Origin of the sequence: Marinomonas vulgaris (assembly GCF_018145875.1) — a bacterium.
Taxonomy (GTDB): domain Bacteria; phylum Pseudomonadota; class Gammaproteobacteria; order Pseudomonadales; family Marinomonadaceae; genus Marinomonas; species Marinomonas vulgaris.
In genome coordinates, this window is the sequence record NZ_JAGSSV010000005.1 from 37424 (window position 1) to 60899 (window position 23476).

General features: G+C 44.4%; 27 protein-coding genes and 2 tRNA genes. 14 read left to right on the forward strand and 15 right to left on the reverse strand.

The window, feature by feature from the left end:
• Nucleotides 1–13: 13 nt before the first annotated feature.
• The 11 genes from J9B83_RS05805 to J9B83_RS05855 all read left to right on the forward strand — a co-directional run bounded on the left by J9B83_RS05805 (nt 14) and on the right by J9B83_RS05855 (nt 9288).
• Complete coding sequence (locus J9B83_RS05805; protein ID WP_211535801.1) at nt 14–643, forward strand: arylesterase; 630 nt, start codon at nt 14–16, stop codon at nt 641–643.
• Between the two features lie 22 nt (nt 644–665).
• The gene (locus tag J9B83_RS05810) at nt 666–1604 is read left to right on the forward strand and encodes a D-2-hydroxyacid dehydrogenase (RefSeq protein WP_211535802.1); all 939 of its coding nucleotides are present in this window, start codon (nt 666–668) and stop codon (nt 1602–1604) included.
• Complete coding sequence (locus J9B83_RS05815; RefSeq protein ID WP_211535803.1) at nt 1601–2326, forward strand: pseudouridine synthase; 726 nt, start codon at nt 1601–1603, stop codon at nt 2324–2326. The genes J9B83_RS05810 and J9B83_RS05815 overlap by 4 nt, the downstream gene beginning before the upstream one ends.
• A 43-nt stretch (nt 2327–2369) precedes the next feature.
• Complete coding sequence (yciH, locus tag J9B83_RS05820) at nt 2370–2714, forward strand: stress response translation initiation inhibitor YciH (protein ID WP_211535804.1); 345 nt, start codon at nt 2370–2372, stop codon at nt 2712–2714.
• A gap of 119 nt (nt 2715–2833) precedes the next feature.
• The gene (locus J9B83_RS05825; RefSeq protein WP_211535805.1) at nt 2834–3850 is read left to right on the forward strand and encodes a GGDEF domain-containing protein; all 1017 of its coding nucleotides are present in this window, start codon (nt 2834–2836) and stop codon (nt 3848–3850) included.
• Between the two features lie 33 nt (nt 3851–3883).
• Nucleotides 3884–4297, forward strand: a complete 414-nt coding sequence (locus J9B83_RS05830; protein WP_211535806.1) for an acyl-CoA thioesterase — start codon at nt 3884–3886, stop codon at nt 4295–4297.
• Nucleotides 4298–4385: 88 nt separating this feature from the next.
• Nucleotides 4386–5003, forward strand: coding sequence for an outer membrane beta-barrel protein (locus J9B83_RS05835; protein ID WP_211535807.1), 618 nt, complete (start codon nt 4386–4388; stop codon nt 5001–5003).
• Between the two features lie 12 nt (nt 5004–5015).
• Nucleotides 5016–5369 carry a YgiW/YdeI family stress tolerance OB fold protein gene (locus J9B83_RS05840; RefSeq protein WP_211535808.1) on the forward strand — a complete coding sequence of 118 codons (354 nt, stop codon included), beginning with the start codon at nt 5016–5018 and terminating at the stop codon, nt 5367–5369.
• A gap of 30 nt (nt 5370–5399) precedes the next feature.
• Nucleotides 5400–6074: a response regulator transcription factor gene (locus tag J9B83_RS05845; protein WP_211535809.1), complete on the forward strand. Its 675-nt coding sequence runs from the start codon at nt 5400–5402 to the stop codon at nt 6072–6074.
• Nucleotides 6061–7278: a sensor histidine kinase gene (locus tag J9B83_RS05850; RefSeq protein ID WP_211535810.1), complete on the forward strand. Its 1218-nt coding sequence runs from the start codon at nt 6061–6063 to the stop codon at nt 7276–7278. The genes J9B83_RS05845 and J9B83_RS05850 overlap by 14 nt, the downstream gene beginning before the upstream one ends.
• A 99-nt stretch (nt 7279–7377) precedes the next feature.
• Nucleotides 7378–9288: an alkaline phosphatase D family protein gene (locus J9B83_RS05855; RefSeq protein ID WP_211535811.1), complete on the forward strand. Its 1911-nt coding sequence runs from the start codon at nt 7378–7380 to the stop codon at nt 9286–9288.
• Between the two features lie 116 nt (nt 9289–9404).
• Here the strand turns inward: J9B83_RS05855 and J9B83_RS05860 are convergent, their stop codons facing one another.
• Complete coding sequence (locus J9B83_RS05860) at nt 9405–10916, reverse strand: DUF3360 family protein (protein ID WP_211535812.1); 1512 nt, start codon at nt 10914–10916, stop codon at nt 9405–9407.
• Here J9B83_RS05860 and J9B83_RS05865 point away from each other — a divergent pair, their 5' ends adjacent.
• Nucleotides 10917–11195 (forward strand): hypothetical protein, encoded by a 279-nt coding sequence (locus J9B83_RS05865; RefSeq protein ID WP_211535813.1) that lies wholly within the window; start codon nt 10917–10919, stop codon nt 11193–11195.
• A 15-nt stretch (nt 11196–11210) separates the two neighbouring features.
• Here J9B83_RS05865 and nadA read toward each other — a convergent pair whose 3' ends face one another.
• The 14 genes from nadA to J9B83_RS05935 all read right to left on the reverse strand — a co-directional run bounded on the left by nadA (nt 11211) and on the right by J9B83_RS05935 (nt 22065).
• A complete protein-coding gene (gene nadA / locus J9B83_RS05870) occupies nt 11211–12257 on the reverse strand; it encodes a quinolinate synthase NadA (protein WP_211535814.1) in 1047 nt (348 codons plus the stop codon).
• A gap of 41 nt (nt 12258–12298) precedes the next feature.
• Nucleotides 12299–12374 (reverse strand) — tRNA-Lys (locus J9B83_RS05875).
• 28 nt (nt 12375–12402) lie between these two features.
• Nucleotides 12403–12478 (reverse strand) — tRNA-Lys (locus tag J9B83_RS05880).
• A 41-nt stretch (nt 12479–12519) separates the two neighbouring features.
• Nucleotides 12520–13296 carry a tol-pal system protein YbgF gene (gene ybgF, locus J9B83_RS05885; protein WP_211535815.1) on the reverse strand — a complete coding sequence of 259 codons (777 nt, stop codon included), beginning with the start codon at nt 13294–13296 and terminating at the stop codon, nt 12520–12522.
• Nucleotides 13296–13871 carry a peptidoglycan-associated lipoprotein Pal gene (pal, locus tag J9B83_RS05890; protein ID WP_211535816.1) on the reverse strand — a complete coding sequence of 192 codons (576 nt, stop codon included), beginning with the start codon at nt 13869–13871 and terminating at the stop codon, nt 13296–13298. Before pal ends, ybgF begins: the two co-directional genes overlap by 1 nt.
• Nucleotides 13872–13890: 19 nt before the next feature.
• Nucleotides 13891–15189, reverse strand: coding sequence for a Tol-Pal system beta propeller repeat protein TolB (gene tolB / locus J9B83_RS05895; RefSeq protein ID WP_211535817.1), 1299 nt, complete (start codon nt 15187–15189; stop codon nt 13891–13893).
• A complete protein-coding gene (tolA, locus tag J9B83_RS05900; RefSeq protein ID WP_211535818.1) occupies nt 15189–16142 on the reverse strand; it encodes a cell envelope integrity protein TolA in 954 nt (317 codons plus the stop codon). The genes tolB and tolA overlap by 1 nt, the downstream gene beginning before the upstream one ends.
• On the reverse strand, nt 16142–16570 hold the full coding sequence (tolR, locus tag J9B83_RS05905) for a protein TolR (RefSeq protein WP_211535819.1): 429 nt from the start codon (nt 16568–16570) through the stop codon (nt 16142–16144). The genes tolA and tolR overlap by 1 nt, the downstream gene beginning before the upstream one ends.
• Nucleotides 16570–17250, reverse strand: coding sequence for a protein TolQ (gene tolQ, locus J9B83_RS05910; RefSeq protein ID WP_211535820.1), 681 nt, complete (start codon nt 17248–17250; stop codon nt 16570–16572). The genes tolR and tolQ overlap by 1 nt, the downstream gene beginning before the upstream one ends.
• A 9-nt stretch (nt 17251–17259) precedes the next feature.
• The gene (gene ruvB, locus J9B83_RS05915; protein WP_211535821.1) at nt 17260–18273 is read right to left on the reverse strand and encodes a Holliday junction branch migration DNA helicase RuvB; all 1014 of its coding nucleotides are present in this window, start codon (nt 18271–18273) and stop codon (nt 17260–17262) included.
• Nucleotides 18274–18276: 3 nt separating this feature from the next.
• A complete protein-coding gene (ruvA, locus tag J9B83_RS05920) occupies nt 18277–18879 on the reverse strand; it encodes a Holliday junction branch migration protein RuvA (RefSeq protein WP_211535822.1) in 603 nt (200 codons plus the stop codon).
• Nucleotides 18876–19433 carry a crossover junction endodeoxyribonuclease RuvC gene (ruvC, locus tag J9B83_RS05925; protein ID WP_211535823.1) on the reverse strand — a complete coding sequence of 186 codons (558 nt, stop codon included), beginning with the start codon at nt 19431–19433 and terminating at the stop codon, nt 18876–18878. Before ruvC ends, ruvA begins: the two co-directional genes overlap by 4 nt.
• Nucleotides 19434–19614: 181 nt before the next feature.
• On the reverse strand, nt 19615–21387 hold the full coding sequence (aspS, locus tag J9B83_RS05930) for an aspartate--tRNA ligase (protein WP_211535824.1): 1773 nt from the start codon (nt 21385–21387) through the stop codon (nt 19615–19617).
• A gap of 186 nt (nt 21388–21573) precedes the next feature.
• Complete coding sequence (locus J9B83_RS05935) at nt 21574–22065, reverse strand: GreA/GreB family elongation factor (RefSeq protein ID WP_211535825.1); 492 nt, start codon at nt 22063–22065, stop codon at nt 21574–21576.
• 124 nt (nt 22066–22189) lie between these two features.
• On the opposite strand from J9B83_RS05935, the gene J9B83_RS05940 reads away from it, so the two are divergent.
• On the forward strand, nt 22190–22609 hold the full coding sequence (locus J9B83_RS05940; protein ID WP_211535826.1) for a MarR family winged helix-turn-helix transcriptional regulator: 420 nt from the start codon (nt 22190–22192) through the stop codon (nt 22607–22609).
• A gap of 59 nt (nt 22610–22668) precedes the next feature.
• On the forward strand, nt 22669–23406 hold the full coding sequence (locus J9B83_RS05945; RefSeq protein ID WP_211535827.1) for a siderophore-interacting protein: 738 nt from the start codon (nt 22669–22671) through the stop codon (nt 23404–23406).
• Nucleotides 23407–23476 lie beyond the last annotated feature (70 nt).

Consider the following 23476-nt stretch of genomic DNA (forward strand, 5'->3'; position numbering starts at 1 on the left):
TAAAAGGGTTACTATGTTTTTTAAAAGACAATTCAAACAGCTACTCACAATGACATTGGTGCTGCTTTTCAGTTCGATGGCCTCGGCGTCTACTTTACTGGTGATGGGCGACAGCCTAAGCGCGGCGTATAATTTACGACAACAAGACGGTTGGGTAAGTTTATTGGAAACACAACTTTCTCAGTCTCACCCTGATATCAAGGTCATTAATGCCAGTGTCAGTGGTGAAACAACCCAAGGCGGCCTATCGCGCTTCAGCTCTTTACTGTCGTCTCACCAACCAGATTTTGTGATATTGGAGCTTGGTGCTAATGATGCTTTACGAGGCTACCCCTTAGACCAGACCACCCAAAACCTAGAAACCATGGTGGAACAAGCACAAAATGCCGGCGCAACCCTGTTACTGGTCGGCAACCGAATTCCACAAAATTACGGTAAACGCTACACCGACATGTTTTTTAACTTGTATCAAAATGTGGCTGAGAAGTACCAGCTTGCTTATCTACCATTTATGCTGGAAAACGTAGCGCTCAACCCTGACTACATGCAAAATGATGGCTTACACCCTAATAAAAAAGGGCAACCTGTTGTACTTAAAAACATTCTGCCACATTTATTACCATTATTAGACAAAGCGAATTAGAGAATAATAAGGAAACACAGAGATGAAAGCGGTATTTCTCGACAGAGCCTCCTTTCCAGATCAGATCAATTTTCAGACTCCAGCCTCTATAAGCGAATGGGTTGAATACAAGAACACCTCGCCTGAGCAAGTGATTGAGAGAATCAAAGACGCCGATATTGTGCTGACCAATAAGGTGTCCATCAACGAAAGTGCCATTCAGCACGCACCCAATCTCAAGCTGATTCAAGTCACCGCGACAGGTATTAACAATGTGGACTTAGCGGCCTGTGAAGCACACCATATCGCCGTACAAAATGTCGCGGATTATTCAACGATCAGTGTGCCTGAACACACCTTTGCCATGCTGCTTACATTGCGTAGAAATCTCACCTTATATTTGGATGATGTGAAAGCCGGAAAATGGGCCGATTCAACTCATTTTTGTTTTCTGGATCATCCCATTAAAGACCTTTCTGGCAGTACCTTAGCCATTATTGGCGGTGGCACGCTAGGAAAAAAAGTCGCTGATATTGCTCGCGCCTTTGGCATGACGGTGGTGTTTGCCGATCGCAAAAACGGCCAGTCGCTTCGTGAAGGTTACTTACCTTTTGCTGAAGCTCTTCGCATTGCTGACGTTATCAGTATCAATTGCCCACTCACCGATGACACAAAAAATCTTATTGGTGAGACCGAATTTGCACAGATGAAACCAAGCTGTTTACTACTGAACATCAGTCGCGGAGGCATTGTCGACGAACAAGCTTTAACCGATGCCTTACACCAAGGTACCATTGCCGGCGCTGCGTTCGACGTGGCCACGCAAGAACCGATGCCAAAAGACCATCTTCTACAGTCATTGACTCAATTACCCAATTTCTTACTAACGCCGCATATTGCTTGGGCCAGTGACGAAGCCATGCAAACTCTTGCTAACATGGCCATAAACAAGATCTCGACGTTTTTAGATTCAAACGCATGATTTTAGACATTCTTTATCAGGATGAGCACCTCGTTGTCGTTAACAAGCCAGCGGGCTTATTAGTGCATCGCACCCATCTCGCCAAAGACGAGGAAGACGCTGTGGTGCAAAGACTAAGAGATCAAACGGGGAAATGGGTGTTTCCTGTTCATCGCTTAGATCGTGGCACCTCTGGGGCGCTTGTCATGGCCTTTTCGCCCGACATAGCGAGTGGCTTGGCACTCCAATTTGCAGAGTCGACCACCAGTAAAACCTACCATTGTTTGGTCAGAGGATTTTGTGAAGAAAAAGGGACCATTGACCACCCGCTTGCCAAACTCAATGAGCAAAAAGGTCGATCTCGTTTTAAAATTGAAGGCACCGAAAAAGCCGCCGAAACTCATTTTACGCGTCTGAGAACATTTGAGTTGCCCATACCGGTTAGTCGTTATGACAGCTTGCGATTAAGCTGGGTTGAGGTGTCACCGAAGCAAGGTCGAAAACATCAAATAAGACGTCATTTTAAGCACCACTTTTACCCCTTAGTCGGTGATTCTTGTTACGGGTGTCGACACGTTAACAAGGTGATGAAAGAGCATTGGCCAGATGACTTCCGTTTGATGCTACACGCCTCTCGGTTGGTGTTCCAACACCCAGTCACCAATGAAACCCTTGATATTGCCGCGCCATTAAGTGAGCAATTACAAAATATGTTAATCACCTTGTCTGAACACGCTTGCTAAAAGCTCATAAAGAACAAGCAAATTAAAAAAGGCTACAAAAATCATGAAAAAGAGAAACTTAGTGTATTCTACCGATCAAGGTCGTTTATGCTCTGAATGTGAGTCCCCTATTGACGACTGCCAATGTAAAACCACTCAGGTGATTGGCAACGGTAAGGTGTTAATCTCATTGGAAACAAAAGGCCGAAAAGGGAAAGGCGTTACTGTGATAAAAGGACTACCCTTAAACGAAGAAGCGCTGAAAACATTAGGCAAAAAACTCAAGACTCAATGCGGTACAGGGGGTGCGGTAAAAGAAGGTCAAATTGAGGTGCAAGGGGACAATCGTCAAAAGGTAAAAGAGTTACTTGAAAAAGAAGGTTTTCCGAGTAAATTTTCTGGCGGCTAATAGCTATTATTACTGAATCGTCTTACTATATCATTGTTATATAAGCATTATATTCAAAGAATAGTCACTTACCAATGAAATAGGACGTCTCGGTAGTAAGTCATAGAGCAGAGGTTCTAATGTTTCAACATATTACGAAACAAGCAAATGCGTTGATGAATGCAGCCATACCCTTAATGGCGAAATTAGATGTGCCCCCTACGCCCTCTGATTATGGCTTGTGGTATGAGTATGTGTCGAATACCAATCCAAAACTGAATAAAGTCGTAGATAGAGCTTTACGTCGGTTTGGTAGCCTGCCAGATTTCGTTTCTAAAGAATTGTTCAATGAATTTCTGTTACCTGATGAGTTTCAGCAGACGCCACGACAAAGCAAAACATTGAACTCATTGACAGAATCTTTAACCAGCGAATCTGGCCAATTATCAGAAGACATTGCGGCTTTTAGTCATCAATTAACGACAGCAAAGAAAGCGCTAAAGTTCACCAAAGAAGCTGATCAACTAGAAAAGCTGGCTGAATTTTTAGAGCATAGTACAATCAATGCTAGCCATGCAATTCAACAATTTGATCAGTCGCTCACTAAGGCTCAAAAAGAGCTAACTGCTTTAAAAGCTGAACTGGCAGACCTTAGAAAAAGTTCCGAACGTGACCCTCTCACTCTACTAAACAATGAAAAAGGCTTCGAGCGAGCTTTGTATTCTCGTATTCCCTACGCTGAAGACGACCTGTCATTGTTGCTCATCAATATTGATGGTCTTGGCAATATCAACCAAGAATACGATTTCAAAGCCGGAACATCTCTAATTCGTTATATGGCCAAGCTATTATCCAATCAATTACCTGAACAAGCCTCTATTGCTAGGCTCGAGGGTGGCTCCTTCGCTATTTTATTATGTGAAACTGAATTGAGTGATGCGACAAAGTTCGCTGAGTCCCTTCGTTTAGACATTTCCAATCAAAAAATACGTTATAAAAATACCAAGGTGCTACTTCGTCAGGTCACCGCCTCCATAGGCGTGGCAACTTTATTGGGCGACGAAGGGCCCGAAGCACTAATTGAGCGGGCACGCCATTATTTAATGTACGCAAAGAGATCGGGCAAAAACCAAGTTGCCCATCATGAACAAATTTAAGCGTATTTGATCGCATATAAAACGGAGCAGGTATTGAAACAGTTACATCATACACAATTTATTGTTCGCGATTATGAATGCGACATGCAAGGCATCGTTAATAATTCTGTTTATCAAAACTACCTTGAACACGCACGACATCAATTTCTCCACTCTCGCGGATTGGATTTTGCAGCAACCACTTTTCAAGGCATTAACTTGGTTGTTATTCGTGCTGAGCTTGATTACAAACGCTCTTTACGAAGCAACGATGAATTCTATGTTGAAACACGTGTGGAACGTGAATCCAAATTGAAGTTTGCCTTTTATCAACACATTTATCGCTCCAACGACAAACAACTCATGTTAAAAGCCAAAGTAACCATCACCTCCACAACACCAGAAGGTCGACCTATTGTGTTCAAAGAAGCTGAACGCCTTCTTGATCGTACCTCAGATAATATTTAATGCATTTTTTATAACTCCCCTTCACGCTTTCTTCACGTTTGAATTGATTAAATCTCTTTAAACAACTCAATCATGTTAGGAGAAAGACGTGAAAAAGAACCTGATAGCAATATCCATTTTCAGCTGCTGCAGCACAGTTTATGCTCAGCCTTACATTGGTGTTGAACTTTTCAAGGCAAGCACCAGTACTGATAAAAGCGAATACGAAAACATCACTGTTGATGGGCAAAACCTAAGCCTTGGAGATGACTCAGAAGGTGGTAATCGCCTCTTAATCGGTTATCAATTCGATAATCGCTTTGGGGTTGAATTAGGTTACACCCACTTTGGCCGTGAAGCCGAAAGAGAACGCCAATTGTCTTATCTGCAGGAGGAAGAGTGGAATGCTGACCTTGATATTGAGCAGCTGGAACTTTTACTCACCTACACACTCCTTATCACAACAGATTTACACCTACAGCTTGCTGGTGGCATGGTTTGGCATAAAGCCGATTTAGATTACAGTCACCAATACGATAATGAAAATGCGCCTGACCAAATACTCAGTTCCGGCGGCAGCTCTGACAAGGCTCAGGGTGTCAGTGCTAGACTGGCTTTACAGTACAATGTGTACAAATCGTTTGCTTTTACAGGCGGCTATCAATACAGCACGAGCGAACTAATCGATAGCTCAGCCCTGTTCGCTGGCGTTCACTATCAATTTTAAGGGAGTCATTAAATGAAACGTATTTTATGGGTCTTCTTACCTCTGGCTTTCACTTTAAACCAAAACAGTTTTGCACAATATGTTGGTCCGAATGCTGTGATTAAAACAGATTTGACTCAAATCTTGGCCGATCCCGTTGACGATGAATACGTCAAGCTACAAGGGTATTTGGTTAAGAAATTAAGCAGTGATAAATATTTATTCAGCGATGGCACAAAAGAGATTCGAGTCGAAATCGATCAGTTTCTTTTTCCGGCGCAGCCTTTTGATGATAAAGACCTTATTGAAATCGAAGGAGAAGTAGAAAAAGACTTCTTAGAGTCTGCTGAAATTGACGTAGATCGTTTGACGATTGTAAACCAATAACCCAAAAGTATTCACTTAAGGCTGCTCACCATGAAAATACTTATTGTCGAAGACAACCGACAGATTATGGAAACCTTATGCGACATTCTGGAGCTTAAGGGACATATCGTCGATTGTGCTTGGAATGGTGAAGCGGCCGTTACCTTGATACAGCAAGGCATTTTCTTTGATGTCATTATCATGGATATCATGATGCCCAAGCTAGACGGCATTCAGACAGTCCAGCAAATGAGACAAGAACATCACTTGAATACCCCTATTCTCTTTTTAACCGCTAGGGATAGCCTATTGGATAAAACGGCGGCTTTTGAGGCTGGCGGCGATGATTATCTTGTAAAGCCCTTTGCGATGGAGGAGCTAATCTTGAGATTAGACGCGTTATCGAAAAGAGGGCCTAGACACCAAGACAACATACTTAGCGTTGGCGACCTACAACTTAATATAGAAAATCGTCATGTAAAAAGGTCAAACGAGGCAGTTAAATTAAGCAGCATTCAGTTTCAAATCCTGACCCTTTTGATGAAACGATATCCAGCCATAGTAAGCAGACAACAATTGTTTGATTCAATTTGGCAAGGTGACGAACCAGACAGCGACGCCTTACGCAGTCACATCTATGCCCTGCGTAATAGTATTGACAAGGGATTCGAGAAGAAGATGCTAGAAACCGTTCATGGTCAGGGGTATCGGCTTGTCACATCATAAAAAACCAAAACTGTCCTATAAACTGATCTTAATGACAGGTTCATTAGGCTTTGTTTTTATTTTGTTTTTTTGGATGGTTATCGTAGTTGCTGAAGACAAAATGGAAATGATAAGCCTACAACATTGGCTTGAATCTGAAGCCAATATGTATGAACAGGATTATGATCGGGAAGGTAATCAAAAAAGCCTTCCAAACCACTATGAATTTGATATGTATTTTTCCACAGAACAAATGCCGAGGTGGCTAACCCATTATGATACGCCTGGGCTTTATGAGCATCATTTAGGGCCTGAAGATAAGCATTTTTTAGTCAGAACGATGCCCTCGAAAGAAGGCCTTTACTACATTGTTTTTAAAGATGACGCGGATGATTACCTCGATGCGTATGAATCCACCTTACATCTTGTGACCCTTGTACTGGGCGGCATTATTGTTATTTTGATGTTTGTTTATGGCACATATTTAGTGTTACAAATAGCGACGCCACTCCAAAAAGTTCTAAATAAAATCAGACACATGCCCCCTGATCAGCCAGATTTTCCTGTTGATGCAAAGTACCAAGAACTCGCCATGATTGAGCAAGCGCTTTGCGACAGCAAAATACGCATTGCACATTTTTTTAGACGCGAACAAGAATTCAGTCGATTTGCAGCCCATGAAATTCGTACGCCTCTCATGGTATTACAAGGGTCGGCTGAACTGTTGAAAGAGCTTAATCTTAATGCACCGTTGGCCACAAAAGCATCGAACCGTATTCTTCATGCTTGTGCAGATATCAGCCTACTCACCGATACCTTCTTATTACTCGGCAAAGAACACATGGACGACAGTTACTTTCAGGAACTAAACCTGATGGGGGTGCTATCTGAACAATTGCGGGACATCAGCGCACTTTTTCCTGACAGTGGCATTCATTACACACTGGACAACAAACACTCTCCTACAGTGAAAGCTCCGCCTAGTTTTGTTGTGGTTTTGATCAACAATTTACTGAAGAATGCGTACAGCTATGCGAAAAGCGAATTGAGCATTCAACTTCATGAGGAGAAATTAACCATCAGGAATGATATTGACCCACAAAACAGCCAAGGGGGATATGGTTATGGTTTAGTGATCATAGACCGAATTTGTGACCGTCTAGGCTGGCATACCACAAAAAAAGTCACTGCGTCTCAATACAGCGTCACCCTGTATTTCACATAAGTTGATCATAACTTGACTTTGAGCCACACCGATCCTTAGTTATCATGGTGATGAAAACTGAATGATAAAACAAAAACAGTCACTTTTTTGAGGATGATCATGCAGGTAATTGCCGGCCCTATTTTACGGAGAATGACTCAAGATAGGCTAACATTTTGGCTGATGACAACGGAATCCGTAGCGCTTTCTTTAGCGCTTTTTGATGAGGGCGCGAAGAAAAATAATCCTGATGTATTTGTCGAACCGGAACGCCAAACACACAGCCATACTGAGTTAAAAGCAGGCAAGCATTTTTACATACAACTGCTTGATATTAAGCTAGAGACTCAACTTCCCCTAAACACTCCGGTTTACTACGATTTACGTTTAAATGGCTTAGATTGGACGCATTGGGCTCCTGATATTGTATATCCGGGACACTGCTTCCCTTTTTTTATACTCAAGCCCAAAGTAAGCAGCCTTCTGCATGGCTCTTGCCGCAAGCCCCATCACCCAAGCCAAGATGGTTTATTACGTGTTGATCAGCTACTACAAAACACACTGCCACAAGATTGGCCAAGTTTATTGATGATGAGCGGCGATCAGATTTACGCCGATGACGTTGCAGCGCCTATGCTAAACGCCATTCATCGATTGATAGCTCACCTTCAACCCCACAACGAAGACTTACCCTGTATCGATGTAGAACATTCAGAGCAACTGCACACGGTGTCTCCTCACTACTTCACTAGAGACAGGTTACTGCCAGAAAATGAACACAATGAAGGCTTGCTGAATCAGTTTTTTGGTGGTGTCCGAAAGCCCATATTCACCACAGATACGGCTCAAAACCATCTTATTTCGTTAGGCGAAGTGCTGGCCATGTATGCTTTAGTATGGTCACCGCAAGGTTGGAAGATCCTAAATTCTCAGCATAGCGACACTATGCCCTCGGACCTAACCGAGGCCCAGACCGAAAAGTACAATCAGCAACAAAAGATACTCGATCAATTTGTTAAGGGCCTGCCTTTTGTTCGTCGCGCCATGGCACACCTGCCCGTCGCGATGATTTTTGACGACCATGATGTAACGGATGATTGGAACCTCACGGCTTCGTGGGAAGAAATGGCTTATGGCCATCCTTTTTCAGCGCGCATCATTGGCAATGCTCTGTTTGGATACTTACTTTGTCAGGGATGGGGCAACGCACCAGAACGCTTTCATGCCGAAATACTCGATAAAGCACAACAAGCATTAAGTCGTCCAGGGCGTGAAGATCATGAAGAACTCATTGATGAATTATTTCATTTCTCAAAATGGCACTACACATGGAAAACAACGCCCCCTCTCATTGTGCTGGACACACGAACTCAACGCTGGCGCTCTGAGGTATCTTTGAATAAACCATCAGGCCTGATGGATTGGGAAGCCTTAACCGATTTACAACACAAACTTAAAGGCTTAGACGCCGTGATACTGGTATCCCCTGCCCCCATTTTTGGCGTCAAGCTGATCGAAGCCGTTCAAAAGGTGTTTACATGGTTTGGCAAGCCTCTCATGGTGGACGCTGAAAACTGGATGGCGCACCCAGGATCAGCCTACACTCTCATGAATACCTTTAGACATAAAAAAACACCTAAGAATTTTGTGATCTTATCCGGTGATGTTCATTACTCCTTTGTCTATGACATCCAGTTAAGAGGAAAACAAGGTGGGCCCGATTTGTGGCAAATCACCAGCAGTGGTATCAAAAACGAATTCCCCATTCGCTTACTGGACAGCTTCGATCGACTTAATCGTTGGCTCTACTCACCAAAATCCCCGTTAAACTGGTTCACACGGCGCCGTAGCATGAAAGTCATTCCTCATAAGCCGGAAACAGCGGAGCATGGTGAACGCTTGCTGAACGCCTCTGGCGTAAGCTTGGTGTGTTTGAATGACGACGGCTCACCAAAGTCAGTCACGCAACTTTGTTCAAATGGCAAAGATGTCGGCTTTATCTTGTTGGAAGAGGATGCAACCTGGGAATAAGCATCAAACCACCAAGCAAAAAGTAACCTCTTACCAATTAAATGCCAAAAAACAGCGGGTACCAAAGTACCCGCTGCTTTTTCATTTTTAACACTTAGAAACTATTTGTTATCTTATTAGTGTCTAAAGCTCGGCATCAATGCTGGAATGCCTGGCAACAAGCCAACCAATGCCATCACGCCGGTTAGAATCAAAAACATAACCAAAGGAATAATCCAACGGCTCATGCTGCTTAGCTTAGCGCTACGCTCTTTACAACCGATCAAACCTAGGTTGTCTAACAGCATAGTTAAGGACCAACCGAATGCAGGGTTTACCAAAGTAGAAGCAAACACAACAATAGCAGCGGACTGTGTGGTTTTACCTTCACGAGTCATTTCCATGCCCGCCTCAAGTAATGGAATAAACACACCCACAATAAGTGCTACACACAATACAGGCTGCCAAATGGCCAAATCCATTGGGTAACCCCAAACGCCAGCAATGATACAAAAAATAGCGGTTAATATAGCACCTGCAGGAATTGGGCGTTTCGCAATGGCCGCAGGAACAATGTAAGTGCCCCATGAAGACGAAAAGTTAGCGCCACCTAAAAGAGAACCAAAAGTCTGTCTTGTTGCAGCAGACAGCATGGTGTCATCGATGTTCATTTGTACTTTTTCAGTACGCTCTGGATAACTGATTTTCTGAAAAACCTGATGTCCAAGAAAATCAGGAGACCACATAGCTACCGCTAAAATAGCAAATGGCAATACAACAACAAAACTTTCAATCGTTGGTAAGCCTAGCATCCAGCCAGTGTCATCGCCCCACCAGTACATTGGGTTCATATTTGGCAAACCAGGAGCTGTTTGAAACTCAAATGGCGCACCAAGGAAAAAGGCGACACCACCACCTATAAGGCAGCTCAATGGTACAGCCAACCAACGCTTTTTAAAGTGTTCAAGGACAGCATAAAGCACAATCGTGGCTAAAATGACAATGAAAGCGATATGGGACATATCAATGGCTTCAGCCCAAGCAAATAGTTTTTTCACTTGAGAGATGGTACCAATAAAGCCAAGGTACAGCAGTAAACCACCACAAACCCCTTTACTGGTGAGGCTTGCGAGCAAACTCCCCCCTTTACTAAAGGCCAGAATTAATCCAAATGCCCCGATCAACAAACCAAAGGCCATAGGGTGCCCGCCAGCCGCTACCACGATAGGAATCAAAGGAATCAATGGACCATGAGTACCGGCTAAGTTTGCTGTTGGCAAGATAAACCCTGAAAATAACAGGATAAACACCGCCACAATAAGGAGTTCGTAACGAACATTTTCTAGTATAAAAGATTGGTCTAGGCCTAAAGGGCCTGCAAATGTCGCCGCAATCGCACCAACCATAACCACTTTACCAATAGTGGCTGCCATGGCAGGAATGGTGTCCTCTAATTCAAAGCGATAATCTCTGAAAGGTAAATTAGGACGCCAGCGTTTGGGCTTCATTATTTGGAGCTCGTGCTCTAGGTATTCATCTCGACTATTGAATTCGGAACTTGGTTTATGGAGGCTCTCATAGCTCCAGTTGTCAATACGATCGTACTTCGCCTGGTCGGCTTGAAGGTCATCTCTTGAGTTGGCGTTCATATGTACTCCAGCAACATAATCGTTGCTCAAAAAATAAAAAGCAGCTTTCCGGAAAAAGCAAATAATTGTTATGCAGGCAATACTATACCAAGTGCACAGCCATTTCGATTAGACGAAAGTCTTGTATACAAATTTTCGGTAAGTGATTGTTACCAAAGCAAAAACAGTGTGTTTTTTAAACAGCTTATTTGGCCAAATACGTTTAATATTGGTAAGTTAAAAAAGAAATTCACTGAAGGCAATAAAGGCATTAGGAACACTCCTTTAGAGCATCCCTAAGATAATGACGACTCTTTATTTTTTTTGGAAATCCAACATACGCTGCAAAGGAATAAGTGCTTTGACTCGAGTTTCTTCCGGCACATGAATTTCGCCAGAAAGATCTCGTAGTGAATCTCGAAGCATTTCTAAGCTGTTTAACGCCATCCAAGGACAGTGAGCACAACTCCTACAGCTTGCTCCAGAGCCTGCGGTTGGAGCTTCTATAAAGCGCTTATCAGGGGAAGCCTGGCGCATTTTATAAAAAATCCCCCGATCTGTTGCCACAATAAAAGTACTATTTGACATTGACTTGGTTGCGTTTAACAACTGCGAAGTGGAACCGACTACATCGGCTATCTCAACAACAGATTCTGGCGATTCAGGATGAACAAGCACTGCTGCATCAGGGTAAATCGCTTTAAGGTCTAGAATTCCTTTGGCTTTAAACTCTTCATGAACGATGCAAGCGCCATCCCACAGGATCATATCTGCGCCAGTTTCTTTCTGAATATAGCCACCAAGATGTTGATCTGGCGCCCAAACGATCTTTTCACCTTGATCCACCAAATGCTCTACCACATCCAGTGCAATACTAGAGGTGACCACCCAATCTGCACGCGCTTTAACGGCAGCAGAAGTGTTTGCATAGACAACCACTTTACGATCTGGGTATTGATCGCAAAAAGCTGAAAACTCTTCAATAGGACAACCAATATCCAATGAACAGGTAGCTTCAAGTGTCGGCATAAGCACTGTTTTTTCTGGGCTTAAGATTTTAGCTGTCTCGCCCATGAATTTCACCCCAGCGACAACCAAGGTTTCTGCAGGATGCGTCGCCCCAAAACGAGCCATTTCTAAAGAATCTGCGATAACGCCGCCAGTTTCTTCGGCGAGTTCTTGAATGGCGTCATCGGTATAGTAATGCGCAACCAGAACAGCATTGTTTTGTTTCAGTAGGGATTTGATTTCTTCACGAATCGCTGCGTTGTCAACGGATTGAACTTCGAGACTTTTTTCAGCTTCCGATAGATACTTTTGAACTGTATTGCGAAGTGCCGCTTTATTTGCAACGCCAGACATGTCATTACCCCTTTAGAAACTGGGAGTGAAATGAGTGTTTTTGGTGGGTCGTACTGGATTCGAACCAGTGACCAATTGATTAAAAGTCAACTGCTCTACCAACTGAGCTAACGACCCAAAAATCACAAGGAGAAAGAATAAACGTTGGTGGGTCGTACTGGATTCGAACCAGTGACCAATTGATTAAAAGTCAACTGCTCTACCAACTGAGCTAACGACCCAACGGGTTGCGTATAATACAGAGCCCGCAGGATAATGCAAGCTATTTAACTTTACTTAAATAAGCGGAAGATAATTTCGCTGCTTTGGTATCAGGAAAACGACGAATCACATCTTGTAAATACCCTTTCGCTTTTACAGTATCACCTAGCTGATCACTGACGGTACCAAGCTTATACAAAGAATCCGGCTCTTTATTATGCCCCGGAAAACGTTGAATCACCGTCGTGAAAGCGGTTAACGCCTCTCTTGCTTTACCCTGAACCAATTTAACTTCTCCAAGCCAGTAATAGCCATTACCAGTAAGGGAGTTGTTTGGGTAAGTTTTAACAAACTCAGCTAAAGAAACCTCTGCGTCATCAAAACTTCTTTGTCGTATAAGACCATAAGCATCATTGTAAGCTTTTTGAGACATTTCAGACGGCGGCTGAAGTGTAACTGGAGTTAGTGGTGAGGTAGGCAAAGCACTACTAACAACAGCGGCTGTTTCTTGAATAACAGGTTCAGATGGTACAGGACTTCCAACAATAGCGGTCGGCTGAGGGGATGAAGCCGGTGGCGCGGTCATTAATAAAGAAATACGTTTATCTAAATCAATATAACGATCTCTTTGACTTGATTTCATTAATTTAAGTTCATGCCCCTGCTCTTCTAACTGACCACGAAGGCTTTGCACTTCCTGCTGCAATGTTTCTAATTGAAACAACAAGTCAGCCGCCGCACTGGGTGTTAAGCCAGCACTGGATTCAGCAAGTGCAAATGGCGCTGTGAAATACAGCGCCATTGCGAAAGAGCGAACTTTGATATTTTTGACAAGCATTATTCGTAGCGAACTTCAACGCGACGGTTTAACTGCCAAGCGTTGTTATCGTGACCAAAAGCAACAGGTACTTCTTCACCGAAGCTGACTGTTTCAATTTGTGACGCCGCAACACCCTGGATAGTTAAGTAACGACTGATCGCTTTAGCACGACGCTCACCAAGAGCCATGTTGTACTCACGAGTACCGCGCTCATCAGCGTGGCCTTCAAGAACAATACGTGCATCTGGGTTTGATACTAAGAATGAAGCGTGCTTAGCCAAGGCCTCACGAGATTCTGGACGAACAATAGACTTATCAAAATCGAAGTAGAATACGATTTGTACACCATCTAGTGGGTCAACTTCTGGCTGTTGAACAGCAGCAGCGTCTTCAACGATAACACTTGTTACTGTATCCCCTTCACCGGCGCCGTAGGCTTGGTCAGTATTTGCTGCTGCATCAGCTTGCTCAGCCATAGCTGCGTCTTCTGCAACAGTAGACGTGTCTGTGTCAGACGCTGTCGTACTACAACCTGCAATCCAAGCGGCAGACAAACCAATAACCGCGAACTTACCTAATTTATTTACACTCATTATTCACTCCTCAATGACTCTATTTGAAGTACGGTGACCAAGATGGCTCACGTACATCACCTTCTGCTGATGGTAACCTATATTTAACAAGACCATCAACGGATACTACGGCTAAAATGCCCTTGCCTTGATATGTAGTAGCATACATAACCATACTACCATTTGGTGCAATACTTGGCGATTCGTCTAAATAGGTTTCCGTTAGAGTCTGCACACGCCCTGTATTCATATCTTGTAACGCAACATGATAGTTGCCGTCGTTTTTTTGCACCGTCACCAGATAACGCCCATCTGGTGTCATTCTTGCTCTTGTATTCAGCTCACCCTCAAAGGTAACTCGTTCAACCCGCTTTGAGCCCGTATCTAAGCGATAAATTTGAGGGTTTCCGCCACGATCAGAGGTGAACACAATGCCTTTGCCATCAGGTTCCCAGCTAGGTTCTGTATCAATGGCATAATGATTCGTCATACGCTCAAGCTTTTGCGTGGCTATGTCCAATGTATAAATTTCAGGATTGTTATCTTTCGACAAAACCAAAGCAAGTTTCTTGCCATCTGGCGACCAAGCAGGAGCACCATTTAACCCTCTAAATTGAGCGATTTGCTGACGTTTTCCTGTAGCTAGCTCCTGAATAAAAATACTCGGACGTCGATTACGAAACATAACATAAGCAATATTACGACCGTCCATGCTCCATGAAGGTGACAATATGGGCTCTTTGGATTCCACTACAACTTGAGGTCGATGGCCATCTGCGTCGGCAACTTGCAGCTTAAACAAAGGCGCTTTTTTATCTCCCTCTGCAGTAACATATAATATTCTGGTACTAAATGCGCCTCTAGAACCTGTCAAAAGTTCGTAAACTTTATCACTGATGTAATGGGCCGCATCCCGGAAATTGCGCGCGCTCACATCAATCGACGCGTGTTTTTGTACTGGCTTTTGACTAAGCACATTAAGCAATTCAAAGCCTACTCGGTATTGATTATTAGGCAATTTGCTGATGCTGCCAATTACCACGTAATCGCTTTTAAGAAGACGCCAATCACGATAAAAAACATCCGCTTCTTTTGAAGGCATGCTCAGCATATTGGCTCTTGGAATCGGCTGAAACAGACCACTACGCGCTAAATCATTCTCTACGATTTGCGCGATGTCTTCAGGCAATGCCTCCACGCCAGTGTAGCCAAAAGGAACGACAGCAATAGGAAGGAGTTGGTCTGCACCACTGGTAATTTCTATCACTAACTGTGCTTTTGCCGTACCAACAGATAACACGCAGGCAAACACAACACTTAACCATTTTTTTAACATCATTAATTTCTCAAATCTTGCGGGTTAAAAATTAAATCTACTTGACGGAAATTACGCTCAAACACATAAGAGTCCACTTCAGCCAGTTCGTCTATTTTTCTGACCTTATACACAGCGTCAACTGCTCTTTGATCAAACAACGCATCACCACTTCCTCTGGTGATTTGAACATTCATAACCTCACCGTTAGGCAAGAAATAGATGCGTAACTGGGTTTTCATATTGTTCCTGGCGCTTGGGGGTCGTATCCATGCCGCTGTAACACGGTTGTTAATTAAGCTACTGATAGACTGGACCATTTGCGCTTCTTCTGCCGCTTGCTGTTTAGCTTCCTCGGCAGCTGCGGCTTCTAGCGCCGCCTCTTCTTTGGCTTTTTCTTCTGCTGCAATTCTAGCCGCTTCTTCTTGGCGCTTGCGTTCTTGTTCCGCCACTCGATCCGCCTCAGCCTTATCCGCTAAGGCTTTACGACGTTGTTCATCGGCCAATTTTTGCTCTGCCTGACGTTTCTTTTCAAGTTCTTGAGCTTGCTTTTTAGCCGCTTCAGTTTTAGCAAGCTGCTCTTTTCTAGCGGCCTCTTGCTGGCGAGCCTGTTCTTTTTTGGCCGCTTCTGCTTTTTCTCTGGCTTGTTTGGCTTGGGCTAATTGTTTTTGCTTCTCTTCAAGCACTCTGCGCTCGGTCTCTTTTTTCTTTCTCGCCTGCTCAGCGTCTTTTTTCTTTTTATCTGCTAAAGCCTGGGCTGCACGCTGTTGTGCCGCCCTTTCTTCCGCTTCACGCTGACCAATAATGGTTTGAGAGACATCGACTACAGTCGCATTAACGATGGGCAGCCTTTTGGGTGCAGGCGCATCATTGGAACTAAAATCGACCGCAAACAAACTGACAGCAACAATACCGCCGTGCAAGCCAATAGCTAAAGCAATAGGAAGATGATAACTGTCTGTTTTGAACCACTTCATCAATTTTGATCCGGCTCAGTGACTAAACCTACATTAGGCACCCCAGCACCTTGCAACGCCACCATCAAACCAATGACATCTCCGTAAGCAACGCTTTTATCTCCTCGAACAAGGACAGACGTGGTTGGACTTTGCGCAAGCACCTTCCTCACTCTGTCTTGAAGTTGAGGCAAGGTAATAGACTCTTGGTTACCACCAATATCGATGTAAAAACGACCAGACGCATCGACAGAAGCAATGATCACTTCGTTGTCGCTGTCTTGCATAGGTGCTGCATTCGCACTTGGTAATTCAACATCCACACCTTGTGTCATCATCGGTGCAGTAATCATAAAGATCACCAGCAACACCAACATCACATCAATATAGGGCACCACATTGATCTCCGCCATAGGGCGGCGTTTGTTTCTTCGTCTTGAGCGTGCCACTATGCCGCCCCTCCCTCTCTCACGTGTACTTTACGGTGTAAAATACTGGTGAACTCATCGGCGAAGTTTTCATAACTGGCGCCTAAAGATTCTGCCGCGGTAGAGAAACGGTTGTACGCAATGACCGCTGGAATCGCCGCCGCCAAACCAATGGCTGTCGCAATCAGCGCCTCGGCAATACCGGGTGCGACCGTCGCCAGCGTCGCCTGTTGAACCTCCGCTAGACCGATAAACGAATGCATAATCCCCCACACAGTACCAAACAAACCGATATAAGGACTGGTTGAGCCCACGGTTGCTAAAAACGGCAAATGCTTGTCTAGCTTTTCTTCTTCTCGGTAAAGTGCGACTCGCATGGCTCTTTGCACACCATCCATAATGGCATCTGGCATCACATCATGACTTTTACGCAACCGAGTAAACTCTTTAATACCAGAAATAAAGATGTTCTCCATGCCAGCGACTTTTCGCCCATCTTGGGTCAGCTTCTGATACAACTGACTCAAATCGATACCAGACCAAAAACTATCTTCAAACGTTGAGCTGACTTTTTTCGCTTCTTTTAATACTCGAATCCGCTGAAAAATAACAATCCATGAAAAAACGGACGCAGCAAGCAAAATCAACATAACCAGTTGAACCACAATACTCGCACTGGCGATAAGTCCCCAAATTGACATTATTAACCTCTATTTAAAATCGGTAGGTAGTTGGTAATTAAAATGTTCATACGCTCGCTTTGTTACCTGACGCCCTCTTGGCGTTCTGATCACAAAGCCTTGCTGAATCAAAAACGGCTCGATGACATCTTCGATGGTGTCTTTGTCTTCACCTAATGCGGCAGAGACACTGTCTAGACCAACTGGCCTTCCGTCGAATTTTTCGATCATAGTCAATAACATACGTCTGTCTAGATGGTCGAAACCTTGACTGTCTACACTTAACATATCAAGCGCTCGTTGAGCAACCTTTTGGCCTACTAAGCGATCACCACTCACTTGCGCTACATCCCTAACACGACGTAACAGACGATTGGCGATACGCGGTGTACCTCGTGATCGCCTCGCCACTTCAAAGCAGCCAGGGTGATCAAGCTCCATGCCCATCTTACTTGCCGAGTGGGCAACGATCGTGGTCAGGGATTCTACATCGTAAAACTCTAACCGTTGGACTATGCCAAAACGGTCACGTAATGGCGATGTCAATAGTCCTGCACGGGTTGTTGCTCCGACAAGAGTAAAAGGCGGGAGTTCAATTTTAATTGACCGTGCCGCAGGCCCTTCTCCGATCATGATATCCAACTGATAATCTTCCATCGCTGGATATAGCACTTCTTCAATAGCAGGGCTAAGGCGATGTATTTCATCAATAAAAAGAATGTCGCCTTCATTTAGATTGGTGAGCAGAGCAGCCAAATCCCCTGCTCTTTCAAGAACCGGCCCCGAAGTCGTCTTTACTTCAGCCCCCATTTCATTACCAATGATGTTCGCCAATGTGGTTTTACCCAATCCAGGTGGGCCGAAAACCAAGGTGTGATCCAAAGGCTCTTCTCGCTGACGCGCTGCCTCAATAAAGATCTCCATTTGCTCTCTGACCACTGGCTGCCCAATATACTCAGCCAAAGATTGTGGACGAATAGCGCGATCCACTTGGCGGTCATTGCCTTTGAGTTCAGCCGAAATAATACGATCTTGTTCAATCATGGTTTATTTTCTCAACATCCCTTTCAAAGCCGCCTTAATAACATCTTCACTGCTGGCCGCATCAACTGGCACACCAGCAACAGCTTTTGCCGCTTCTTGAGGCTTATAACCTAACGAAATAAGTGCAGCTTCTGCTTCCTGCCGAGGATCGGCTTGCACCTGACGCAACACCGCAGGCGTCGAAAACAAATCGTTCTTTGCCGCTTGACCGAGCTTATCTCGAAGCTCAATGATCAATCTTTCAGCAGTTTTTTTCCCGACTCCAGGAATGCGAGTCAACGCTGTCACATCCGATTCTTGAACATTGGCAACCAACTCTTCAGAAGACATGCTTGACAAAATAGCCAGCGCCATCTTTGGGCCTATGCCATTCACCTTGATCAACACGCGAAACAAAGCCCGCTCACTTTTATCAATGAAGCCATATAAGGTGTGCGAATCTTCTTTCACCAGCATGTGCGTATGCAAAACAACCTGACCGCCCACGGGGGGCAAATCATAAATCGTTGTCATAGAGGCGCTGACGTCATAACCAACACCTGCCACATCGATAAGTAACTCGGGGGGTGTCTTCTCTACTAATGTGCCGACAATTCGTCCGATCACAATGTTTTCCTTACATCTTGTTCAGTCCAGCGCTTAGAAGTTCGCCCTGCACGTTTACCAACGCCATATTCAAGGCCACCAGACGTTCGTGTATTGGCATGACATAGAGCAATGGCCAGAGCATCGGCCGCGTCGGCCTGAGGTTTAGAGGTCAAATTCAACAACAACTGAACCATCATTTGCACCTGGGTTTTATCGGCGTTACCGTTACCTACTACCGATTGCTTAACGCGCCTAGCGGCATATTCATTCACCACCAACTCTTTAAGAGACGCCGCCACAATGGCCGCCCCTCTTGCTTGACCAAGTTTGAGCGCTGAATTGGCGTTTTTTGCCAAAAACACTTCTTCGATGGCAAATTCACTTGGCTGATATTGGTCCAACAACTCCGTCACGTTGTTAAATATGTGCTTGAGTCGAACAGACAGAGCTTCATCAGGTAAACGTATACAGCCGCTGTTTACATATACGCTTTTGCCATTGATTACATCAAGGATACCAAAGCCCGTAATCCGAGAACCAGGGTCGATGGCGAGAATTCGTGTTGTGGCCATGTTTCTTGCGCCTTATATAGTAACGGCATATTTCAGCAGCCCTTTAAGCAGTATGCAATGAGAATGAATAAAAAAGGCCGCTTTATAGCGACCTTTTACGGTTTTTTTGCACATGGGTGACATAACGATTGCTTATCTCACCCCCATTGAGCTCGAAAACAATCAATAACCGCCTTATTGACTACCCTTCAACCACAGGTTTTCTGACTCGAATGTTAAGCTCTTTCAGCTGCTTATCGCTCACTTCACCAGGTGCTTGCGTCAACAAACAAGTCGCGCTTTGCGTTTTAGGGAACGCGATAACATCACGAATAGAACTAGATCCTGTCATCAACATAACCAGACGATCAAGACCAAATGCCAAGCCGCCATGCGGTGGCGCACCGAATTTCAAAGCATCCAGTAGGAAGCCAAATTTCTCTTCTTGCTCTTCCTTGCTGATATTGAGCAATTCAAATACCGTTTCTTGCATAGAGGATTGATGAATACGAATTGAACCACCGCCCAACTCTGTACCGTTCAACACCATGTCATAGGCTTGCGACAGCGCATTGATTGGGTCAGCTTTTAGATCTTCTGGAGAACATGAAGGCGCTGTAAATGGATGGTGAATAGCCGTAATGCCGCCGTCAGATGTTTCTTCAAACATAGGGAAGTCAACAACCCATAAAGGCGCCCATTTGCATGTGTAAAGATTCATATCTTCACCCAATTTGCAACGAAGAGCACCAAGGGCTTCACACACAACCTTTTTAGAATCTGCACCGAAGAAGATCAGATCACCATCCTGCGCTTCTAAACGCTCAAGCAAGGCCGCTCGCACTTCAACAGGCAAAAACTTAACGATAGGCGACTGCAAACCCTCTTCTAAATTGGATTTATCGTTTACCTTGATGTAAGCCAAGCCCTTAGCACCATAGATACCCACAAATTTCGTGTAGTCGTCAATCTGCTTGCGAGTTAAGGCATTGCCACCCGGCACTTTCAGTGCAGCAACACGGCCTTTTGGATCCTTTGCAGGGCCAGAGAAGACTTTAAAATCCACATCCGACATCAGATCACATACACTGACAATGGTAAGCGGAATACGCAAATCTGGCTTGTCGCTGCCGTAAGTTTCCATTGCTTCCGAGTAAGCCATGCGTGGGAAAGTTCCCAAATCCACATTCATCAACTCTTTGAAAAGACTCACGATCATCTCTTCCGTCATACCCATGATTTGCTCTTCACTCATGAAAGACGTTTCGATGTCCACTTGAGTGAATTCAGGCTGACGATCGGCGCGCAAATCTTCATCACGAAAACATTTAGCGATTTGGTAATAACGATCAAAACCAGACACCATCAACAACTGCTTGAAAAGCTGAGGCGACTGAGGTAGCGCGAAAAAGCTACCTTGCTGAGTACGACTAGGTACCAAGTAATCACGCGCGCCTTCTGGTGTGGCACGGGTCAAGATAGGCGTTTCAATGTCCAAAAAGCCGTTATCATCTAAATAACGACGCAAAACAGAAGTTACCTTGGAGCGAAAACGCATCTTTTGTTGGATTTCTGGACGACGTAAATCGATGAAACGATTTTTCAAACGAACGTCTTCACCAACAGATTGATGCTCATCCAACTGGAAAGGTGGTGTTTTAGCAGAGTTTAGGATTTCAAGCTCTGTACCCAAGACTTCAATTTCGCCGGTGTTCATGTTCGGATTAACCGTACCTTCAGGACGAGCTCGAACCAAACCTTTCAGTTTTACAACGAATTCGTTACGCACACTGTCGGCGATACCAAAACTTTCCGCACGATCAGGGTCAAAAACAACCTGCGTCACCCCTTCACGGTCACGCACGTCTAAGAAAATAACACCACCGTGGTCACGGCGACGATGTACCCAACCGCAAAGGGTAATTTCTTGTGAAATGTTAGAAGCATTTAACTCGCCGCAATAATGGCTGCGCATAATTTCTTTCCTATTACTGTCTCAGTAAGAGAGTGATGTGTTCTTTGGGTGTTCTCTATCTTGGTAGGCACCTTGGGTGTTTCTAGCACGAGATAGAACAACAGAATATTTAAGGCAACGCATTATATGCGAAGCGAAGGCGACTCTCTAGGGTCTGAACCAAATTTGTCTTATACAAGTCATGGATTAACAAACATCGAGGATCTCATATTGAGTTTGTTGCCCGTTTTGCATCAGTGTCACTTCGTCTTCTATTGAACGCCCCAGTAACACCTTACCCACAGGGCTTGATGGCGTGACCAAAAATATCTCTTCCTCTTCAAGGTCGACCCGCAAACCGCCAGCACAAGGGGAAAGAAAGAAATGCTTATTCTTCGGGTTTGGCGAATCAATGGCGGCCAAAGACACCAGACTCCATAATTTTATTGGCGACTCTTTGTCCACTGAGTTGAGCTCAGCTTTTACGAAGCTTTGCCAGTCCGCCTCACACTCCAATACTCGCTGGGATTGACCGTGAGCTAAATAAGAGGCTTCTAGTCCAAAAGTATCGTACTTATTTTCCGCCACACTTTCCTCGTTCGTCGCGGCATCATGAGCTTGCTTAGCCGCCCATTTCGCATTGTTATATCGGGCTAACAAGGCGTCAATTATCTGTTGATGTAGGTTACGTTTGTTCATTGCGCCCCAATTGTAAAATCAGCATTGTAACGAGCCGTTATCATTTAGACATTGCTTTATTTCTTAGTTGACATAATCAACTCAAATAAATATAATGAAAACCATTCTCATTAAAGAGGCAAATATGAACACTCAACTCGGCGAGTCATTACACCAACTAATGCACAGCTACCGCAATCAGTTGCGAATTGCCGCTTTAGAAGCAGGCATCAAATTGCCCATTTGTCAGATTCGATCACTAAAATGCATTAACTCGATCGAACACTGCAATGCCAGTGACATCTCCAATCAACTTATGCTCGATAAGTCACAAGTCGCTCGCGTGCTAAAAGAGCTGGTCAATGAGGGCTTAATCAGCAAAGCCCCCTGCCCAACGAATCACAGAAGTCAGCGCTTAAACCTAACATCAAAAGGCGAAAAGACACTGCTTGATATACGCACACTTGATCAGCACGCCGCTCAGACCATGACTCAAAACATGACCGAAAAACAAATAAACGACTTTATCGCATTAACCAGCATCATGCTGAGCAACCTTCGCTAACCCAGCGCCCCGCTTCTCATAATGCCTTTGAATCACATGTTTACACCAAGGAGTGAACCATGAGTAAACCACAGCCACGCGAACTCACTGTTATACAAAAAACATTGATCACACCTCATATGCTGCGTATCACGCTGGGTGGAGACAACATAAACACCATTCCAGACAACCAAGAAAGCGGCCACATCAAGCTTATTTTTCCTCAAGAAGGTCAGCGTCCGTTGATGAGAACCTACACTATACGACAACAACGAGCTGATGAAATCGATGTAGACTTTGTACTGCATGACGAGCCAGGCCCAGCGTCTTCTTGGGCGCAAACCGCAGAAGTGAACGATTCTATTTTGATTGGCGGCCCCGGCCCGACCAAAAGAATAGCCAAAGCCGATTGGTATTTACTGATTGGTGATATGACCGCCCTGCCAGCCATCAGTGTGAATTTAGCCGAATTGCCAGACAACGCCATTGGTTATGCCGTCATCGAAGTCATTTCGAAAGACGACATTCAACCATTGCCACACCCAGATGGCATTGAAATCATATGGGTAATCACCCCGCATCCAGGTGAAAACCCAGCCAATTTACTGGATCAGGTCACTGCGCTGAAATGGTACCTAGGGGAAGCGTCTGTGTGGATCGCCTGCGAATTTAGCAGCATGAAGGCATTGCGTCAGTATTTTAGACATGACAAACCGATTGCTCGGGGTCTGTTATACATTTCAAGCTATTGGAAGCTTGGTAACAATGAAGACCAACATAAAGTACACAAGCGAATGGACGCTGAAAGCGCCGATTAAACGCTTTGCTACCTTTTGTCGTAAAAAATTAGTCAAAAAAGACCCCCATCAATTGGATAGTCCAACTATT

Bases quoted from the DNA above. Each gene is read 5' to 3' on its own strand.
- yciH (WP_211535804.1), top strand. From the start codon at position 2,370: ATGAAAAAGAGAAACTTAGTGTATTCTACCGATCAAGGTCGTTTATGC.
- J9B83_RS05865 (WP_211535813.1), top strand. From the start codon at position 10,917: ATGTACTCCAGCAACATAATCGTTGCTCAAAAAATAAAAAGCAGCTTT.
- J9B83_RS05815 (WP_211535803.1), top strand. From the start codon at position 1,601: ATGATTTTAGACATTCTTTATCAGGATGAGCACCTCGTTGTCGTTAAC.
- J9B83_RS05935 (WP_211535825.1), bottom strand. From the start codon at position 22,065: ATGAACAAACGTAACCTACATCAACAGATAATTGACGCCTTGTTAGCC.
- J9B83_RS05805 (WP_211535801.1), top strand. From the start codon at position 14: ATGTTTTTTAAAAGACAATTCAAACAGCTACTCACAATGACATTGGTG.
- J9B83_RS05945 (WP_211535827.1), top strand. From the start codon at position 22,669: ATGAGTAAACCACAGCCACGCGAACTCACTGTTATACAAAAAACATTG.
- J9B83_RS05840 (WP_211535808.1), top strand. From the start codon at position 5,016: ATGAAACGTATTTTATGGGTCTTCTTACCTCTGGCTTTCACTTTAAAC.
- J9B83_RS05940 (WP_211535826.1), top strand. From the start codon at position 22,190: ATGAACACTCAACTCGGCGAGTCATTACACCAACTAATGCACAGCTAC.
- ruvB (WP_211535821.1), bottom strand. From the start codon at position 18,273: ATGATTGAACAAGATCGTATTATTTCGGCTGAACTCAAAGGCAATGAC.
- tolB (WP_211535817.1), bottom strand. From the start codon at position 15,189: ATGATGTTAAAAAAATGGTTAAGTGTTGTGTTTGCCTGCGTGTTATCT.
- J9B83_RS05810 (WP_211535802.1), top strand. From the start codon at position 666: ATGAAAGCGGTATTTCTCGACAGAGCCTCCTTTCCAGATCAGATCAAT.
- tolQ (WP_211535820.1), bottom strand. From the start codon at position 17,250: ATGTCAATTTGGGGACTTATCGCCAGTGCGAGTATTGTGGTTCAACTG.
- J9B83_RS05825 (WP_211535805.1), top strand. From the start codon at position 2,834: ATGTTTCAACATATTACGAAACAAGCAAATGCGTTGATGAATGCAGCC.
- nadA (WP_211535814.1), bottom strand. From the start codon at position 12,257: ATGTCTGGCGTTGCAAATAAAGCGGCACTTCGCAATACAGTTCAAAAG.
- J9B83_RS05860 (WP_211535812.1), bottom strand. From the start codon at position 10,916: ATGAACGCCAACTCAAGAGATGACCTTCAAGCCGACCAGGCGAAGTAC.
- pal (WP_211535816.1), bottom strand. From the start codon at position 13,871: ATGAGTGTAAATAAATTAGGTAAGTTCGCGGTTATTGGTTTGTCTGCC.
- ruvC (WP_211535823.1), bottom strand. From the start codon at position 19,433: ATGGCCACAACACGAATTCTCGCCATCGACCCTGGTTCTCGGATTACG.
- ybgF (WP_211535815.1), bottom strand. From the start codon at position 13,296: ATGCTTGTCAAAAATATCAAAGTTCGCTCTTTCGCAATGGCGCTGTAT.
- J9B83_RS05845 (WP_211535809.1), top strand. From the start codon at position 5,400: ATGAAAATACTTATTGTCGAAGACAACCGACAGATTATGGAAACCTTA.
- J9B83_RS05855 (WP_211535811.1), top strand. From the start codon at position 7,378: ATGCAGGTAATTGCCGGCCCTATTTTACGGAGAATGACTCAAGATAGG.
- aspS (WP_211535824.1), bottom strand. From the start codon at position 21,387: ATGCGCAGCCATTATTGCGGCGAGTTAAATGCTTCTAACATTTCACAA.
- tolA (WP_211535818.1), bottom strand. From the start codon at position 16,142: ATGAAGTGGTTCAAAACAGACAGTTATCATCTTCCTATTGCTTTAGCT.